The 16,894-nt window shown below is 58.9% G+C and carries 15 protein-coding genes; 12 read left to right on the top strand and 3 right to left on the bottom strand.

The window, feature by feature from the left end; translation table 11 throughout:
• Positions 1-27: 27 nt before the first annotated feature.
• From D0851_RS14315 to phnD, 3 genes are read right to left on the bottom strand one after another with little or no spacing between them, the layout of a single operon-like run.
• Complete coding sequence (locus tag D0851_RS14315; protein ID WP_117619253.1) at positions 28-1,353, bottom strand: sigma-54-dependent transcriptional regulator; 1,326 nt, start codon at positions 1,351-1,353, stop codon at positions 28-30.
• Positions 1,350-2,792 (bottom strand): sensor histidine kinase, encoded by a 1,443-nt coding sequence (locus tag D0851_RS14320; protein ID WP_117619254.1) that lies wholly within the window; start codon positions 2,790-2,792, stop codon positions 1,350-1,352. Before D0851_RS14320 ends, D0851_RS14315 begins: the two co-directional genes overlap by 4 nt.
• Positions 2,782-3,648 (bottom strand): phosphate/phosphite/phosphonate ABC transporter substrate-binding protein, encoded by an 867-nt coding sequence (phnD, locus tag D0851_RS14325; RefSeq protein WP_162893743.1) that lies wholly within the window; start codon positions 3,646-3,648, stop codon positions 2,782-2,784. Before phnD ends, D0851_RS14320 begins: the two co-directional genes overlap by 11 nt.
• Before the next feature lie 405 nt (positions 3,649-4,053).
• Between phnD and dsrO the strand changes: the two genes are divergently transcribed.
• The 12 genes from dsrO to eutC all read left to right on the top strand — a co-directional run bounded on the left by dsrO (position 4,054) and on the right by eutC (position 16,510).
• Positions 4,054-4,788 carry a sulfate reduction electron transfer complex DsrMKJOP subunit DsrO gene (gene dsrO / locus D0851_RS14330; RefSeq protein ID WP_205422210.1) on the top strand — a complete coding sequence of 245 codons (735 nt, stop codon included), beginning with the start codon at positions 4,054-4,056 and terminating at the stop codon, positions 4,786-4,788.
• 11 nt (positions 4,789-4,799) lie between these two features.
• Positions 4,800-5,657 (top strand): NrfD/PsrC family molybdoenzyme membrane anchor subunit, encoded by an 858-nt coding sequence (gene nrfD, locus D0851_RS14335; RefSeq protein ID WP_117619257.1) that lies wholly within the window; start codon positions 4,800-4,802, stop codon positions 5,655-5,657.
• 31 nt (positions 5,658-5,688) lie between these two features.
• On the top strand, positions 5,689-8,325 hold the full coding sequence (locus D0851_RS14340) for a molybdopterin-dependent oxidoreductase (protein WP_117619258.1): 2,637 nt from the start codon (positions 5,689-5,691) through the stop codon (positions 8,323-8,325).
• Positions 8,326-8,387: 62 nt separating this feature from the next.
• Entirely contained in the window at positions 8,388-9,140 is a 753-nt protein-coding gene (locus D0851_RS14345; RefSeq protein ID WP_117619259.1) for a molecular chaperone, read from the top strand.
• Positions 9,137-9,538: a DUF309 domain-containing protein gene (locus D0851_RS14350; protein ID WP_117619260.1), complete on the top strand. Its 402-nt coding sequence runs from the start codon at positions 9,137-9,139 to the stop codon at positions 9,536-9,538. Before D0851_RS14345 ends, D0851_RS14350 begins: the two co-directional genes overlap by 4 nt.
• Positions 9,535-10,182, top strand: coding sequence for a hypothetical protein (locus D0851_RS14355; protein WP_117619261.1), 648 nt, complete (start codon positions 9,535-9,537; stop codon positions 10,180-10,182). The genes D0851_RS14350 and D0851_RS14355 overlap by 4 nt, the downstream gene beginning before the upstream one ends.
• A gap of 16 nt (positions 10,183-10,198) precedes the next feature.
• The gene (locus D0851_RS14360) at positions 10,199-11,272 is read left to right on the top strand and encodes a 4Fe-4S dicluster domain-containing protein (protein WP_117619262.1); all 1,074 of its coding nucleotides are present in this window, start codon (positions 10,199-10,201) and stop codon (positions 11,270-11,272) included.
• A gap of 13 nt (positions 11,273-11,285) precedes the next feature.
• Positions 11,286-11,681 (top strand): hypothetical protein, encoded by a 396-nt coding sequence (locus D0851_RS14365; protein WP_117619263.1) that lies wholly within the window; start codon positions 11,286-11,288, stop codon positions 11,679-11,681.
• 286 nt (positions 11,682-11,967) lie between these two features.
• Positions 11,968-13,359: a hypothetical protein gene (locus tag D0851_RS14370; protein WP_162893744.1), complete on the top strand. Its 1,392-nt coding sequence runs from the start codon at positions 11,968-11,970 to the stop codon at positions 13,357-13,359.
• Between the two features lie 241 nt (positions 13,360-13,600).
• Positions 13,601-13,888, top strand: coding sequence for a hypothetical protein (locus tag D0851_RS14375; protein WP_117619265.1), 288 nt, complete (start codon positions 13,601-13,603; stop codon positions 13,886-13,888).
• A gap of 362 nt (positions 13,889-14,250) precedes the next feature.
• Positions 14,251-15,663 carry an ethanolamine ammonia-lyase subunit EutB gene (locus tag D0851_RS14380; protein WP_117620418.1) on the top strand — a complete coding sequence of 471 codons (1,413 nt, stop codon included), beginning with the start codon at positions 14,251-14,253 and terminating at the stop codon, positions 15,661-15,663.
• Positions 15,656-16,510, top strand: coding sequence for an ethanolamine ammonia-lyase subunit EutC (gene eutC / locus D0851_RS14385; protein WP_117619266.1), 855 nt, complete (start codon positions 15,656-15,658; stop codon positions 16,508-16,510). The genes D0851_RS14380 and eutC overlap by 8 nt, the downstream gene beginning before the upstream one ends.
• Positions 16,511-16,894: the final 384 nt, after the last annotated feature.

Genomic DNA, 16,894 nt, shown 5'->3' on the forward strand with positions numbered 1-16,894 from the left:
CTCATTGGCCAGCTGGTCGCGACCGCCTCAGTCCTGCTTACTGATCCCCAGTTTCTTCATCTTTTCCCACAGGTTCTTGCGACTGATCCCCAGCTCGCTTGCGGTTTCATTGATATGGAATTCGTGGCGGTGCAGTGTCTCGCTAATGATCTGATATTCATAGTTCATGAGGCGATTGTGTAGATCGCCGCTCATATCCGGGTTGTCCTCTGTTTGCTCACCGTTCATGCTGAAGGCGCTGGCGCCGATGGCCGGCTCAGGGGTGAGGATGGTGGCCCGTTCGATGCTATGGTGGAGTTCCCGTAAGTTGCCTGGCCAGTCGTGTTGCAGCAGTTGCTGTTCAGCAGAGGGCAGCAGGTAGTGTTCGTTCTCCGGGTCGATCTCGCTGAGGAACTGGTGGGTGAACCAGAGGATATCCTCGCGCCGCTCACGCAGTGGCGGGATATGGACATGTACCACGTTGACGCGGTAGTAGAGGTCTTCGCGGAACGCGCCTTCGGTCACCATCTGTTTGATATCACGATGGGTGGCGCAGATTATGCGAAGGTCCAGAGGGATGGGGGTTTCGCCACCGACGCGAACCACCTGCCGTTCCTGAATGACACGTAACAGCCGAACTTGCATGTTTGTCGGCATGTCTCCGATTTCGTCAAGAAAGAGGGTGCCACCGTTAGCCTGCTCGAATACCCCGTGGCGGGTTCGCACAGCACCGGTGAAAGCGCCCTTTTCCGATCCGAACAGCTCGGCTTCCATCAGCCCTTCGGGAATGGCACCGCAGTTGACGGCAATGAAGGGGTGTTGCCGGCTGTCGCCAAAGGCGCAGTGGTGCAGAAAGCGCGCGGCATACTCCTTGCCGACCCCCGACTCCCCGGTAATCAGGGCGGTGGCATTATGACCGGAGACCCGGCACAGGGTCTGTTCCAGTCTGCGCATCGTGGCGGATATACCCAGCGTGGGAGGCAGTGTCTCGCGTTGTGGTGAGCTGTCACGACAGATGAGGTGCAGCTTCTCCATCAGCACATCAAGATCGAAGGGTTTGGTAATATAGTCGGCTGCCCCCTTTTTCAACAACTCGACGGCGTCGCCGATACTGCCAAAGCCGGTGATGAATATGGCCGGAGGGAGCGTACGCCCTTCGTCGAGCAGTTGCTGGTACAGTTCATTGCCGCCCATGTCAGGCAGGCGAATATCGCTCACTATGGCGGCATAGTCAGAAATTCCAATGTGCGCCTGCGCGGCCAGTGCGCTCTTGAACCAGTCGCAACGGTAGCCCTCCAGCTCAAATCGGTAGCGGAGTGATTCACCCATAATCGGATCGTCTTCGACAAGGCAGAGCTTTGGTGGCGTGGTCATGATGGTATGGGAATGGTTGCGGTGAAACAGGTTTCACCATCGCTGCTGTGAGTCTCGATGGTGCCACCGAGTTGACTGACAATCTGATAGCAGACCCAAAGCCCGAGGCCGTTACCGCCAGACCGGTAGTGGACGAAGGGCTCGAACAGGTGTTTCATCTGTTTGTCCGGGATGGGGGGGCCGCTGTTGCAGATTTGCAGCTCCAGTTCATCGGCACCGGCATGAGTGGCACGGCAGAGAACCTGGCCATGGGGTGGCACGGCCTTGGCCGCATTGAGCAGCAGGTTGATCAGTACCTGTCGGATCAGCGAGGCGGGGAGGGGAACAGTTGCCATGCGCACATCCCACACCAGACCCGCCTGTTGGCGCTGAATGTCGGGGCTAATGAGGGTGCGGATGTCACTCATATCCTCAGGGCCAAAATCGCGGCTGCTTTGGCGTGTCTCCACCAGCAGGGCGGAGACGGTGTCCTTGATCTGCAGCAGTCCCCGTTCCAGCATCGCCAGGGTTTTGTCGGTCATGGCGTCATTTTTGCCGTAGCGCTTCTGGGTACTGATGGTGTTGAGCATACCGCCCAGAGGGTTGTTGATCTCGTGGGCGATGGAGGCAGTCAGCTGTCCGATAGCGGCAAGACGTTCAGTGGCGATGACCTGTTTTTCCAGCTCCTGTTTGAGTTGCAGTTCGTGGAGCATCGACTTGAAGCGGGCGCTGACCTGACCGATCTCATCCTTTGATTCACGTAGTTCGTAGCGCAGATTCTCGGGCGCTTCACGACCTACACGCCCAAGGCAGTCGGCCAGTTTGACCAGCGGCTTGGCCAGTCGTGCTCCCCAATACCAGCTCAGCGGTAACAGGGCGGCAAGGACCAGTAGTGTGGCGAAGGCAGCACGTTTGGCAAGCTGGGCAAATCGGGGGGTAAAACTCTCGCGGGGGTAGCTGATCACCAGCGTACCGAGGCGGACTTTGTCGGAGATGATAGGTGTGATGACATACAGGTTTTCGGTCAGTGGCAGATCCAGCACCTCAGTGTTGGCAGCGAGGTTCTGGCGCAAGTGTGTTTCAAATTGAGCGAATTCGGGTCCGGCCGATGAGATGGGAAACTGCATCTGGAATTGTTCCGGGTTGGAGGCGACGTAGATCTGATATTGATTATTGATGATCAGGATGTCCTTCGCCTGAAGGGATGAGTTCTCCGTTGTCACGGCATTGAACGGCGTTTGGACGATTTCGAAGGCACGCCAGATATCGTTCTTGAGTATAGCTGGCACCAGGGTGTATGCCATGACCTTCGCGAGCCCCTCGGCGTTGGCGATGAGGTCCTGTTTCAGATCGTCATAGGCGCGAAAGATCAGGGCCGCGGTAATTGCGAAGGAGGTGATCAGGATCAGCACGGTTCCCCGCAGGGGGATTTTGTAGCGGAAACTCAGATCACTGAACATGCTGACGCTCTTCAATGAGCTGCGCCATTTCGGCGATGTCTTTATAGGCAGCGGGAGTGATGCGGGTGAAACCGTCCAGGTTCAGGTGGTCAAGCAGCTGTACCGCATCCGGATCGCTGCCCATGGCCAGCAGCACATCGCGCATCCTTGTGTTGAGTTCTGGACTGGCCTTGGGCCCGGCCACTATCGGCGGGAATGCAAACGGTTTTGACTGGGTGACCACCCGTGTCAAGTCAGTTATCTCCGGGTTGAAGCGCTGCATGGTCTCCCAGATATAGCCGTCAACATGGGCACCATCGGCCAGACCCACGCCGACCGCCTTGATGGCATTGCTGTGGCCACTGGTGAAGAACGTCTTGCGGAAAAATGTGTCCGGATCGAGGCCCTGTTGTATCAGCTGAAAGTGGGGGACGAGGAAACCGGAGTTGGAATCGGGGTCGGCATAGGCGAAGACCTTATCGCGCAGATCAGCGAGCCTTTCCGTTGTTGTGTCCCGGGCCGGTACGATGAGATAGGAGCGGTAGAGTGGAGCGCCCTGATAAAGGGGCGCAGCGGTCAGAGCCAGGCGGGACCGGTTGCTGACGTAGGGCAGGCCGCAGATCCAGGCAAAATCGAGTCGGCGGGCAAGCAGGTTATTGATGATGTCGCGGTAGGTGTTGCTCTGTTCGAAGCTTACCGGTCGTTCGAGGCGCCGTTCGAGATAATCACGCCAGGCGCGGATAGTCGAGGTACGTTCGGTCTGGAATACTGGGGTGATTCCAATGCGCACCGGTGCGCGCTCCACCGTGCCCAAAGCCCGCCATGGCGCCAGTGACAAGGAGACAAGGTATACAAGCAGTTGGCGACGGCTTGGCATGGGCATCAATCGGCCAGTGATGGGGAGTAGCACTGATAAGAAATATATCAGACATCCAGATTACAGCAAATACTTGACACTCAAGCGTCAAGCGTCGGTGATCGACATCAGCCGCGCGGTCACCCGCCGCCAGGTGACATGCCCGACCGTTACCAGACAGTAACCCCTCCAGGCGATGGAGAGCAGACAGGTTACCTGATGGTAACGACGTGGCAGCAGGTAACGTCAGTCAGAATAAACCCTGTACGCAGCCCCCTTCTCGAACAATCCGTTGTACTCCCCATCGTACTAAGCTCCTCCCTGGCCTAGTTCTCTCTACCCGATTGCGAGGGCGGTGATGTATCAGGCTCTATACCTGTGCTGCGTTGAGTTGGATCGGTTTTTGCTGGAGACCATCAGACGGATATGACAAGAACAGGAGGGGTGGGGATGAGTGAGGAGCTGAGAATATCGGAGCATGAGACCCGTGGCAAGGCGGGGGTGCGGCGCTTTGGGATGGTCATCGACTTACGGCGCTGTATCGGTTGCGATGCCTGCATGGTCGCCTGTAAGGCCGAGTTTGATGTACCCATTGGGGTTTTCCGCACCTGGGTTCCTTATCGCGTCGTGGGCAAGTACCCGACAGTCAAGAAGCAGTTTCTGCCGCGTCTGTGCAACCATTGCGACGATCCCCCCTGTGTGCGTGCCTGCCCGGTGGAGGCCACTTTCAAGGTAGAGGACGGTGGCTTCGTGTTGCAGAACTATGATCGCTGCATTGGTTGCAAGGCATGCATGGCGTCGTGCCCCTACAACGCTCGTTTCATGTTGCCGGAGCACCGCACCCGTACCAGCATCACCCAAGTGGTTGACAAGTGTACCTTTTGTTATCACCGCGTCGTTCAGGGGCTCGTTCCAGCCTGCGTGCAGACCTGCGTTGGCCGTGCCCGTGTGTTCGGCGACATGAACGACCCGAACAGCGAGGTCTCGCAGCTGGTAGCCCGCCACGGCAGCCAGACGCTGCGACCCGAGCAGGGAACCAAGCCGCAGGTTTTCTACATCGGCGCCGACCGCAATCTGACCGAGTATGGCCGAAACATCTATGATCCTGTTCCTGAGCAGGACGAGGAACGCGTCATATTCAACCGGAAAAACGAAGTTTAGGGAGATGAACGATGCTTGACTATAACGTTTTTCATACCATCGCCTGGCCAGGTGCGTACGCCTGGTACTTCTTCGTCATCGGGATCTCCGCGGCGCTCTTTTTCTTCTCGGCGCTGTCCTGGTTTCGCGAGGAGTTCCAGTCATTGCGAAAGTCGGGGCTCTACCTCTCATTCGCACTGCTGGTTGTTGGTGGATTGCTGCTGATCAGCGACTTGTCGCAGCCGTTGCGCTTTCTCAACATGCTGAATCCGGCCTACCTGCAATTCAGGTCGCCGTTGGCCTGGGGGAGTCTTAACCTGATGAGCTTCGGTATCGTCTCCGTTGCCTACTTTTTCTTCATGAACAACGGCAATGACGGTCTGGCGAAGAAGGCAGCAGTTATCGGTGCGCTGCTGGCGCTGGGTCTGCCGATCTACACCGGCTTCGACCTGACCGTCCATCAACACCGGCCGGTGTGGAACACACCGCTGATGCCGGTGCTGTTCGTCGCGCTCTCCCTGCTCTCTGGTGCTGCGCTCGCTTCGTTTCTGGCCCGGGGTAACGACAAGCTGATGGTGACGCTGCGCTACTTCATGCTCTGGTCCGGCGGCGCCACCGCAGTGATGCTTATCCCCCTGCTCGGTACGACCGCCTACGGCGGCTCGGCTGAGGAGTTTACCTTCATGTTCCTGACCTCCGGCGCCATGGGGATGATCTTCATCGGGCTGGGGATGGTGGTCGGGCTGGCTGCGCCGATTGCACTGCTGCTGGCACCGGTTGGGCGGCAGCCGGCGAGCGTGATGGCCGCCGGTACCCTGTTGCTGATCGGTGTCATGGCGCTGCGCTACGCCATTCTGATCGGGCCGCAAATTGTTCATACCTATTATTGAAAACCGTGGTAAATGCGGGGGAGTGAATACCATGTTGGAAATGACGCGCAGAAATTTCGTGAAGGCCAGCGCCGGCACCACGGCAGCGGCATTGGCGGCGCCGTCGATACTCAGGGCGATGGAAAATGAGCTCGGTGGGCGGGACTATAACCCCAATACGCTGAAGGAGCGCACGGCGATCCCCACCAACTGCCACGTCTGCAACATCCAGGACGGTGCTCTGGCGTTCGTCGAGGATGGTCGCGTGGTCAAGCTGGAGGGTAACCCCAATCATGTTTCCACCCGCGGTCGTCTCTGCGCCAAGGGCAACGCCGGAATGTGGCACAGCTACGACCCGGACCGGATCATGTATCCGCTCAAGCGTGTCGGCAAGCGCGGCGAGGGCAAGTGGAAACGCATCAGTTGGGACGAGGCGCTGACCGAGGTGACCGCCCGTATCGACGATGTGCTGAAGAACGGCGACCCCAACGAAATCATGCTTAAATGGGGCCGCAACCGCACCGGCGGGGTGCTGACCCGATTCATGCATACACTTGGTTCGGACACCATCCTCAACCATACCTCGGTGTGCGAATCATCCAAGAAAGTGGGTATGGAGCCGACCTGGGGGCCCGATATCGAGACTCCGGACTTTGCCAACAGCAAATATATCCTCAATTTCGGATCCAACATCCTGGAGGCCGCCTACTTCCATAACCCTTACTCACAGCGCATTACCGAGGGACGGGTCGACAGCAACGCCAGGATTGTCTCCTTCGATGTGCGTCTCTCCAATACCGCCGGCTTCTCCGACGAATGGATCCCGGTCTATCCGGGCACCGACGGTGCGGTGGCGCTGGCCATCGGCCATGTAATCCTGCGCGAGGATCTGCAGGATTCGGAGTTCATCACAGACTGGACCAACGTCACGGTGGAGGAGCTCAAGGCGCATTACACTCAGTTCACTCCGCAGTGGGCCGAGGAAATCTCCGGCGTGCCAGCCGATACCATCGAGCGCATTGCGCGCGAGTTCGCCACTATCAAGCCAGCCACCACCTATACATACCGGGGCCCTGCCAAGCACCTCTACGGCTCCTACAACGAGAGATCCTGCATGATGCTCTCCATCATGACCGGCAACGTTGAGAAGCAAGGCGGCTACTGTCTGCCCCGGGGCATGAGTTATGACCAGCCGCAGCCGCAGCCGCCAGCACCAAAGAAGGTCTCGGTGCTGGCGTCGCCGCCTGAGTTTCCGCTCGCCTCGCACAAGGTGAGCCACCTGGTGCCGTTCTGGATCGCCGAGGGAAGGCAGAAGATTAGTGTCTATATCAACTATATGGACAACCCGGTCTACAGCAATCCGGGCTCCGAGGCGGTGTGGGGCGAACTGTTCCGCAACGAGGAGTTGATCCCCTTTCGTGTGGTGCTAACTCCGTTCATGGGCGAAGAGGCACAGACGGCGGACATCATTCTGCCAGAGCTGCCCTACCTGGAACGCTGGGAGCCCGAGTCAATGCCTAACTCTCTGTGGCCGTGGCTGGGGATCCGCCAGCCGGTGATCGAACCGCTGGGTGAGGGCAGGGAGCATCGCGTCTACATGCAGGAGATCATCCACCGCCTCGATCCGGACGGCTCCCGCGGGATGAAGCAGTACTGGAACTTCAAGGACTCCGAGGACTACATGCGCCAGCAGTTCGAGAACGTTCCCGGGCTGAAAGAGGCCGGCGGTCTGGACTGGCTGAAGAAGCACGGCGTCTGGCCCATCTACGGCAAGCTCAACCCCGCCACCGGTAAGATCAGCGACAAGACCGGTCGTGAGATCCGTGCCGAGTACGGCCTTCATCGCAAGGAACTCCCGGCCTCAGATATGTTGGGAGCGACGGTCGATGAGCAGGGAATCATCCACAAAAACGGCAAGGCAATCGGCGTGCAGCGCCATGGCAAGAACCATGTCGGCTTCCCCAGCGGCAGCCGGCTGATCAATGTCCGTGTCGATGAGTGGGCGGAGTACGGCTTCAACCCGATGCCCGCCTTCAAACGCATCCCGTGGCATGAAAATCTCAAGGATGACGAGATGATTCTCACCACCTATAAGTACAATGTTCACGTACAGTCACGTACCGCTTCGGTCAAGTGGCTGGCGGAGATCGTCCACCGCAACTGGGCACCGATCAATACCGAAACGGCGAAGCGGATAGGCATCAGGACCGGCGACCTGATTCGGGTGGAGAGCCCGGTGGGCTACCTGGTTACCAAGGCCTATGTCACCGAGGGGCAGCACCCCAACGTCATCGCTATCTCCACCGGCTGCGGCCACTGGGGCTATGGTCGTCTGGCACAGCTCAAGCTCAAGGAGAAAGGTGGGCAGTTCGGCGCACAGGAGGATCCGGATCTGAACAACGTCTGGTGGGAAGATAAGGGTGTGCACCCCAACCTCATCATTCCCCCGGTAGCCGATCCCATCGGCGGCTCCGCCGGCTACTATGACACCGTGGTGAGGGTGACCAGGGCCAAGGCGAGGGACAAGTATGGCGATATGGAATCCTCCTGGGACAAGCACTTTGAGTGGTACAAAAAGACCATGAGCTATACCTATGTGGGCGATGAGCACCGCAAGATGCACCCGGAGATGGCCTCCTGGGCCGGCCCGGAGAGCGTCAAGCCGAAGAAGCCGTCCGGTAGCCACTGAGGCCGAACCGGTGTAAGCAAGGCTCCGCTCCATGCGCAGCCTTGCTTTAAGAGGGGGTGGATATGAACGATTCAAGTATTATTCTGGTGGCAATTAGTCAGGACGCAAGTAATCAGGTGGGGAATGTCGAGACTCTGAGCAGCCGTGCCCACTGGTATCGCCTGCTGGCGGGCGTCTTCGCCGAGGAACCGCAGGCCGCCTTTGTGCGCCAACTGCGCAGCCAGGCGTGCTTAGAGGCTCTGGCGGAGGTCGGGGTGAGTTTCGGCGACGATTTCCGTGCTGCCAATGAAGAGGCGCTGATTGAGGAGCTGGCCGCGGAGTACACCATGCTCTTTGTCGCCCCTGGTGGCTTCCCACCGGTAGAATCGGTGCGGCTGCAGGGCGGGTACCGCCAGAGCGCGTCAAATGAGGTGCGCTATGCCTATGCTGCCGAGGGATTCAGCGTACAGTCCGGGCGTTTTGCCATCTTCGATGACCATCTTGCGGCACAGATGCAGTTCGTCGCGGCGCTGCTCGAGCGTCAGGCCGAGGCGTTGGTGGCTGCTGATGAGCAGGAGCAACGGCGTCTGGAGGCGACCGTCAGGCGCTTCTGGATGATGCACCTGGGGCGCTGGTGCCGGGGCTATGCCCAATTGGTGGAAGAGGCCGCTGAACACAGCTTCTACCGCGAGATGGCGCGACTGCTCGACGCCTTTGTCACTGCCGAACTGGATATTATGAGACTGGCTGTGGTCGATGAGGATGGAGGTAGGCTGCGTGCTCCCAAACCCAAGGCTGTGACCGAGCCGATGTGGTGTGGGGGAGCGGCCAGATGAGTCTGTTGCTGTGGGATGAGTTGGCCGCGATTTGGCAGTCAGGCGACTTCCGTGGCGCCCACGACTGGATCAACGAACGCTGGTCGCGCACTGTGCAGGAGTCGCCACAAGGGGATACCGATCCCTTTGCCCGCTTTCTTCAAGGAATCGCCTTTGCGGCCCTGGCGTTCCACTTTGCCGGGGAGCAGAACGGCGAAAGCGCTGCCATCTTTGTCGAGGACGGTCTTAGTACTTTGTCGCGATTCCCTCTATCCTATGCCGGCGTTGAGTTGGCGCCGATCATCGACGCCTTAGCGGAGCTTCGTCACGGCCTTCCAGCCGCCGGCTCCGGCCTGCCCATCCCGCCGGTCATCTCTGGAGTACGGGCACTGCGCTTCGCCGGGAGGGTAGTGCAATGAACGATTACCGCTTTTCATGCTGGCGTGACGTTGGTGTCACCACCCAGGGCCCCTGCTTCCTTCACGAGGCGGCCATTTCAGCAGAGGAGCGGCTGGAGGGTTGCTCCGTGGTTTCCGTCACGGGTGACCTCAGTCGAGTCGATATGCTGCTTGGCGCCGGGGCGCAGGAAGTCCTGTTGGGCGAGGCGGCGCTGAGAGACAATACACTGATGCGCGAGGCGATTGCCCGCCACGGCGGCGAACGGATCGGTCTCTGGCTGCCGGTGCGCCGCGCAGTGGCCAGTTGGGGCTTCGACACCGTCAGCAATGCCGACTTCAGTACGCTTGCCATTACCAATCCCATACCGCGCTGGATGATCCGCCTGGCCGACGGCACGCTCAGCGATGTTGACGCCTGCTGGTGGGCGGGGAAGATGATCAGGGCCGGTTGTGGCAAGGTGCTGGTCTCGGTGGTGGAGCCGGAGGATGACGACCTGTCTGCCTGCGCCGAGATGGCGGAGTGCGCCGGTGAGCATTTCTGGCTGGATACAGGTTCGGCTGATGCAGAGGATCTGCGCTTCTGGGCCCGTTACGGTAAGGCGCGGCAGATGGTGCTGCCGGCCGGGAGTAATGCTGTGGCCGCTTCTACAAACCTTTTCCGATAAGGAACGCTGAAGCCTTATGCCGCTGCCAATGGTGGATGATCTGCCCGAACTGCGCAATTCACGCTGTGTGCGTTATCGCTTTCGCTATAGCCAGTGTAGCGATTGTGCCGACAACTGCCCGTCGGAGGCGTTGACACTTGGCGAGGAGGGGGTGGAGCTGGATGCCACACGCTGCAGTAGTTGCGGTCTGTGTGTGGCAGCCTGTCCCGTGGGCGCCTTTCGTCAGCCCACCTTTCCGACTGCTGCCCTGGCAAAGCCTGCCGAAAAACGGCTCTCCGTGGCCTGCAAACCGTCGGGCGAGAAAGGCGATTTGCTTATCCCCTGTCTCGGCGATATTGAACCGGCGTTGCTGGCCAGTCTGTCCCTACGCAAAATCGCCGTAACACTACGCGGTGCGGGCCACTGCGCCGAGTGTGCCTATGCACCACAGGGTGCTGAGGTGCTGCGGATACTGCTGGAGGGTATGCAGGCACTGGCCGAGTCCGCGTCCACCCAGTCGACCCTGCCGGTGTTAAGCGAAAGTGTTGGTGGTTCAGGCTATCGCGCGGATCGGCGACAGTTCTTTCGCCGTTTCAGCAATCGTGCCGTGGAGAATTTTCGTGCCGAGGATAGTCTGGAGGTGGTACCCCAACAGGCAATAAGGGCTGCGCCTCATTTCGTGCCGGCCCGACGTAAACTGGCTGAGACTGTGCTGGAGCAGCTCGGCGGGATCGATGCCGCCTCGCCGTTACCGGCACTGTTCGGAGTTGCGGTGGTGACTCCGATTGCCGGTCGTTGTACCGGCTGTGAGGCGTGTGCGAGGGTCTGCCCCACCGGCGCGCTGAAAATCGACGAGACAGAGAATCGCTGGGTGCTGCGCTTTGATGCCGCCCGTTGTGTGGGTTGCGGCGTCTGTATTGAGGCTTGTGGCGCCCAGGCTTTGCAGATCGAACCTCGTTGGTATCCCGGACCTGTTGAGCCAGATTCTCCCTTGCATGAACTCGGGCGCTGCCGCTGTGAAAGTTGTGGTCGTTTCTTCATCGGGCTGGAGGGTGAGGGCTGCCCGGTCTGCCGCGATGACGAAGAAAATTTTGGCGCCATATTTGGCTGAGGAGGTAGGTAACATGCAGTGGGAGTTTACACCGGAAGATGTGGTCAGGGGGGAGCTGGAATACGATCTAAAGGCATTTCGCCAGGATCTGTTCGAGGAGGTTGCCGCAAACCTGCCCAGCGACGAGGCGCATGTTGTGCAACAAAGTTTCAACCTGATCTATGACCTCTGTTACTGGCAGGCAACCGGTCGTGAGTTTTCAGGCTTTGTGGCCACACTTGATGAGATAGCCTTCCTGGATGCGCCTGCGTTGCAGGAAATCAACGAGCATATGGGCGACAACATCACCATGCTGGGAGCGATCCTGCAACGGATGATCATGGACGGTGTCGAGAGTGGCCTGGTGCTGGAGCAGGCCGTGGCTCAGGCGGCCGATCTGCACGATCAGGCCGTAGCGGAAACCCGATGAGCTGGGGCTTGACCATCACAAATCCATGGTTACCGAAAGGTAACCTCTCGGGGTGACGGTAGGGTAGGCAAGTCACCTGATGGTAACGAGGTGGTACCCCTATAAATTGAGAGAGTCCCACTCATGGCCCCTCCCAAATGACCTGTCATACCACTCCCTTCTATGAGGCTCCTCTTTTTTGTCTGACGCGAGGACAATTACACCTGGTCCGGCACGAACCGCATCAAGTTGGATCGGTTTTTGCCCCGAGCCAAGGGTCAATCTAACAAAAACAGGAGAAGTAGGGATGAGTGAGCAGCTGAGATTAGCAATGAGGCGTGGACCAGGTAGCGCATTACTGGCGGCCGCCGTGGCGGTGCCGCTAATGAACGCGCCGGTTGCCGCCGAGGAGTCCTTCGAGTCGCTGCAGCGGCAGATCGATGAGCTGCGGGCGGAGCGCGGTCCGGAGGCCAGCTTTGGCGGCCAGTATCGTATCAACTCCTACAGCGCCGACAACGACCTTCCGACTGAAGATAACAATCAGGCGGCGAACCGGTTACGTATCCGCCAGAATATTGACCTGCGGCTCAGCGAGCAGTTTGACACGCATCTGCAGCTCGAACTGGGACACACCACGGGCAATATCGGCACTACCGGCCGTGGTACGCTGAGTGATCAGGACAATCCCGGGACCGGTGAGGTTCGGGTCCGCCATGGCGTGATGCGCTACCGTGCCGACAGCGATACGGTGCTGCGCGCGGGCATTATACCGCTCAGTGACCGGTTCGGTGACGCCCTGTTCTCCGGCGACTGGGATTACAATCCCCTGGCGGCGGCCGCCGACATCCCGCTGACCAATGGCAGTCTGCGCCTGGTCGCCGGCAGTCTCAGTGAGGGCTCAGAGACGCTCAGAGACGATGACGCCAACCACTATCAGGCCGACTTCAGCTTCACCGCCGGCGCTGCCGAGCTCACTCTGTCCGGCGTGCTGTTGCGGATGCCCGATGACTTCACGGGCTCGCCTGGCGGCAACTACAACCATGCCAACTACGGGCTGGCCCTGAGCTACCCATTGCATCACTGGCAGTTGGATGCTTTCGTGCTGGCATCGAGTACCGACAAGGAACTTCTGGGCACAACCGAAGACGGCAGTGGCGTGGCACTGAAGACGGCGCTGAGTGGACCGCTGGGGATTGGCCGGTTGGGAGTGATGGTAACCTACGCCAGCGGGGAGGGTGATGGCAGTGGATTCCTTCCGACCATGGCCCTGCCGGGGACCTATGGCTATTGGGGTTACACCGGGGTGTTGACAGTGCAGGGCCCGACCGATACCGGCATCGACGGTGACGCAGTCAACATCTCCAACAATGGCTATGGGATGACCACCGTGCAGGCCCGTTACAGCTTTCCGATCATGCCGGATCTGGATGGCTACGTAGCGGCGGGCTGGTTCGGAAACACCGACGCGGCCGGGCGCAGCGGCTCCGTGGGCACCGACCTGTTGATGATGGCCACCTACCATTTCAACAAGGTTCTGGCGCTGGACTTCGGGCTGGCCGCAGCTGCCTTGGAGGACAGTGTCAGCGGGTATTGGCGGGGTGCTGCGGGGCGAAGGGCTGGCGACGGTGCTTTCAACCAGGCCGCTGGCGAGGATCGTGACAAGCGCCTCGCCTTTACCAGGATTCAGGCAGAGTTCTGATCTTGCAGGGTGGCCGGTCAGCACTGGCATCGGCGTTGTTGCTGAGTTGACGAACTGTGTGGGGGCGATCAGTACCCCCGCGCGCGGGCGTCTCTCTGTATTCGTTGAAGCTGGAGGTTACCGAGCGTCTCCTTCCGGATAACCCCGATTACCACTTGGCCTTGTAGTGGGTTGCGTTCCTTTTGTTCGTTCTTAAACATGGCTGACTGAATACTCATCCCATCTTCAAAGGAGGCGATCTATGTCCCTTAAGGACGAATTGATCAGAAAAGCCGAAGACCAGCTGGGTGCGTGGGAGAAGGAAGCGGATTCCCTGAAAGCCAAGGCCAAGGCAAAAGAAGCCGAGGCCCAGAATGAGAAGGCCAGTGCGGACATCCAGCAGAGCGCATCCGATGCCTTGCGTTCTGTGGAGGAGAAAATCTCCGATGGCCGGAAAAAACTGGATGAACTGAAGCAGAGCGGGGAAGACAATATGGATTCGCTTCGCAAACAGCTGTCGGATCTTATGGGGCCGGGAAATACACGTTAAGGCTATTGATATTGGCTGTAACAGTGCAAATCTCTGACTGGGTCATCCGAGTCAGGTTTTCCTCATCATCTGGAAATTTCCTCTACAGCTCCGAATTCTACATCTCGGCACCACGTTCGTTGGCAAACATCATGGGCACCACCTGAATGATTTTCGGGTTGCCCGATACTTCTGAGGCCTCGGCTTAACAGCAGAATGAATAGCCAGACGGGACACTGTTTCATACTCCTTTCGTCCCGACTGAGGTTTGCCGAATTTCGATAACCGTTCATCGGCCGCACGGTTAGAATGAAAGAGTGGGCAATATCCATTCCTTCCGGCTGTGTATCGGTGATGCCGGGGCGATCTGTTGGAGTGAAGGCATGCAGCACAAATACTCATACCGGCTGGGTGAGCGGACCTGGCACTTTCGAAGCCTGGCAGACCTGATGGCGAAGGCGACACCGGCCCGCTCCGGTGACCGGCTGGCGGGTGTGATTGCCGAATCCGCCGAACAACGTGTGATCGCGCAGATGTGCCTGGCCGAGCTACCTTTGAAAACGTTTCTGTCAGAAGCACTGATTCCTTATGAGCAGGACGAGGTGACACGCCTGATTCTGGATGAGCACGATGCCAGTGCTTTTCAAACCGTCGCTCACCTCACGGTCGGTGATTTCAGGAACTGGCTGCTCAGTGATCACGCCACACCCGAGGTGATGCTCGGCCTGCGGCCCGGCCTGACCCCGGAAATGGTGGCTGCGGTGAGTAAGCTGATGCGCAATCAGGACCTCATTCTGGTTGCACGCAAATGCCGGGTTCAGACAGCTTTCCGGAACACCATTGGCTTACCCGGGCATTTGTCGACACGGCTGCAGCCCAATCACCCCACGGATGACGTGGCCGGTATTGCCGCGAGTATCCTTGACGGTCTTCTGTACGGCAGCGGTGATGCCGTGATCGGAATCAATCCGGCGACCGATAATGTGGCGCAGGCCACAAAGCTGATGCACCTGATGGACGAGGTGATTCGCAAATACGACATACCAACCCAGTCCTGCGTGCTGACTCATGTGACCAACACCCTCGAAGCGATTGAACAGGGCGCGCCGGTCGACCTGGTGTTCCAGTCCATTGGCGGCACCGAAGCCACCAACAGCAGCTTTGGTTTCAATCTGTCCACGCTTCAGGAAGCCCGGGAGGCGGCTCTCTCCCTCAAGCGGGGGACGGTCGGCCAGAATGTGATGTACTTCGAAACCGGCCAGGGCAGCTCGCTCTCGGCCAACGCCCACCACGGCCTTGATCAGCAAACCTGCGAGGCCCGTGCCTATGCGGTTGCCCGCCGGTTCAATCCGCTGTTGGTGAACACGGTGGTGGGTTTCATTGGCCCCGAATACCTGTTTGACGGCAAGGAAATTATCCGCGCGGGTCTGGAAGATCATTTCTGCGGGAAGTTACTGGGCGTCCCGATGGGGTGTGATATCTGTTACACCAACCACGCAGAAGCCGATCAGAACGACATGGACAATCTGTTGACGCTGCTGGGCGTGGCCGGTTGCACGTTCATTATGGGCATTCCCGGTTCGGACGACATCATGTTGAACTACCAGACCACATCGTTTCACGACGCCCTGTATGCGCGACGTGTGCTGGATCTGAAGCCGGCGCCGGAGTTTGACGCCTGGCTTGAGCGCATGAACATTTTCCAGGACACCGCCCGGTACGAGCCCAGCGTCGCACTGCCTGCCGTCTTTCAGAACAGTCTCAAGGGCCTGGCCCGGGAGAGCGGCAATGACTGATCGCAACAAAGACCTGGTGACTGAGAATGTCTGGCGGTCGCTGCGCCGTTACACCGACGCCCGGATCGGGTTGGGGCGGGCCGGAATCAGCCTCCCGACCTCGGAACTGCTGACCTTCCAACTGGCACACGCACAGGCGCGGGATGCCGTGCATTTTCCACTGGATGTAAACCGCCTGGTTGACGATCTGAACACTCGGGACGCAGTGACCACCCCAAACACACCGCTGTTGTTGCATAGCCAGGCCGAGGATCGCTTCACCTATCTTCAGCGGCCCGATTTGGGCCGGCGTCTGTCCGAGCCGGATCGTGAACGGTTAACGGCGGGGCTCGATCCGGACGCGCCGGCGCCCGATCTGGCGATTGTTGTGGTTGATGGGCTGTCCTCGTCTGCCGTTCAGCACAATGTTGCTCCGTTTCTTGCCAGTTTTCTCAATGCATTGGCTCACGAGCCCAGGGACTGGCAGCTGGCGCCTTTGACCATCGTGCAGCAGGGCCGGGTGGCCATTGGCGACGAGGTCGGGGAACTGCTCAAAGCCCGCATTGTGGTGGTGCTTATCGGTGAGCGTCCAGGTCTTAGCTCGCCCGACAGCCTGGGAATCTACATCACGTTTGGGCCCCAGGCGGGCCTGTCCGACGCGCGACGGAATTGTATATCCAACGTCCGGCCTGCCGGTCTTGATTTTGAACATGCCAGCCAACGCCTCCTTTATCTGATTCGTGAAGCCGATCGCCTGAAGCTTTCAGGGGTAGGTCTCAAGGACAGAACAGAAGAGGTGGTGATCGAAAATCAGCGAACCAACAACAACTTTCTTACTAATGGAATCAACTCTGGAGAATGCAAATGACGACCAGGGAAACTGACTATGAGAGCGAGCCCTGCCCCCTCTGGCAGGATAGTTGGCCAGTTGGCAATTTTTGCGTAAACCGCTGAAGGTTGCCTCCCCATTCCACGTGAGGCCTGCCACCCGGACCGGAGCATGGCTGCCAACCGTCGGAGCGTAGCGACGCGGGGCTCACATTGGTATCTCGGCGGTCGGCTATTCAAAGGTCGATACCTGCCAATCTTTTGATGCCACCAATCAACTGATTAAAACTTTCGGACCGGTTCTCATCCAGTGACAAAGCTGGGCTGATGGTGCCCGTTCCAGCTCCTCATCCTGCTTGCCAAAGTCTTCCTCGTTGGTAATGGCGTAGCCGGTGTCTTTGGTAAGAACTTGATTTCCAGTTCA

Origin of the sequence: Marinobacter sp. Arc7-DN-1 (assembly GCF_003441595.1) — a bacterium.
Taxonomy (GTDB): Bacteria; Pseudomonadota; Gammaproteobacteria; order Pseudomonadales; family Oleiphilaceae; genus Marinobacter; species Marinobacter metalliresistant.

Excerpts from the sequence above, each read along its gene's own strand:
- D0851_RS14315 (WP_117619253.1), bottom strand. The coding sequence starts at position 1,353 with ATGACCACGCCACCAAAGCTCTGCCTTGTCGAAGACGATCCGATTATG.
- D0851_RS14320 (WP_117619254.1), bottom strand. The coding sequence starts at position 2,792 with ATGTTCAGTGATCTGAGTTTCCGCTACAAAATCCCCCTGCGGGGAACC.
- phnD (WP_162893743.1), bottom strand. The coding sequence starts at position 3,648 with ATGCCAAGCCGTCGCCAACTGCTTGTATACCTTGTCTCCTTGTCACTG.
- dsrO (WP_205422210.1), top strand. The coding sequence starts at position 4,054 with ATGACAAGAACAGGAGGGGTGGGGATGAGTGAGGAGCTGAGAATATCG.
- nrfD (WP_117619257.1), top strand. The coding sequence starts at position 4,800 with ATGCTTGACTATAACGTTTTTCATACCATCGCCTGGCCAGGTGCGTAC.
- D0851_RS14340 (WP_117619258.1), top strand. The coding sequence starts at position 5,689 with ATGTTGGAAATGACGCGCAGAAATTTCGTGAAGGCCAGCGCCGGCACC.
- D0851_RS14345 (WP_117619259.1), top strand. The coding sequence starts at position 8,388 with ATGAACGATTCAAGTATTATTCTGGTGGCAATTAGTCAGGACGCAAGT.
- D0851_RS14350 (WP_117619260.1), top strand. The coding sequence starts at position 9,137 with ATGAGTCTGTTGCTGTGGGATGAGTTGGCCGCGATTTGGCAGTCAGGC.
- D0851_RS14355 (WP_117619261.1), top strand. The coding sequence starts at position 9,535 with ATGAACGATTACCGCTTTTCATGCTGGCGTGACGTTGGTGTCACCACC.
- D0851_RS14360 (WP_117619262.1), top strand. The coding sequence starts at position 10,199 with ATGCCGCTGCCAATGGTGGATGATCTGCCCGAACTGCGCAATTCACGC.
- D0851_RS14365 (WP_117619263.1), top strand. The coding sequence starts at position 11,286 with ATGCAGTGGGAGTTTACACCGGAAGATGTGGTCAGGGGGGAGCTGGAA.
- D0851_RS14370 (WP_162893744.1), top strand. The coding sequence starts at position 11,968 with ATGAGTGAGCAGCTGAGATTAGCAATGAGGCGTGGACCAGGTAGCGCA.
- D0851_RS14375 (WP_117619265.1), top strand. The coding sequence starts at position 13,601 with ATGTCCCTTAAGGACGAATTGATCAGAAAAGCCGAAGACCAGCTGGGT.
- D0851_RS14380 (WP_117620418.1), top strand. The coding sequence starts at position 14,251 with ATGCAGCACAAATACTCATACCGGCTGGGTGAGCGGACCTGGCACTTT.
- eutC (WP_117619266.1), top strand. The coding sequence starts at position 15,656 with ATGACTGATCGCAACAAAGACCTGGTGACTGAGAATGTCTGGCGGTCG.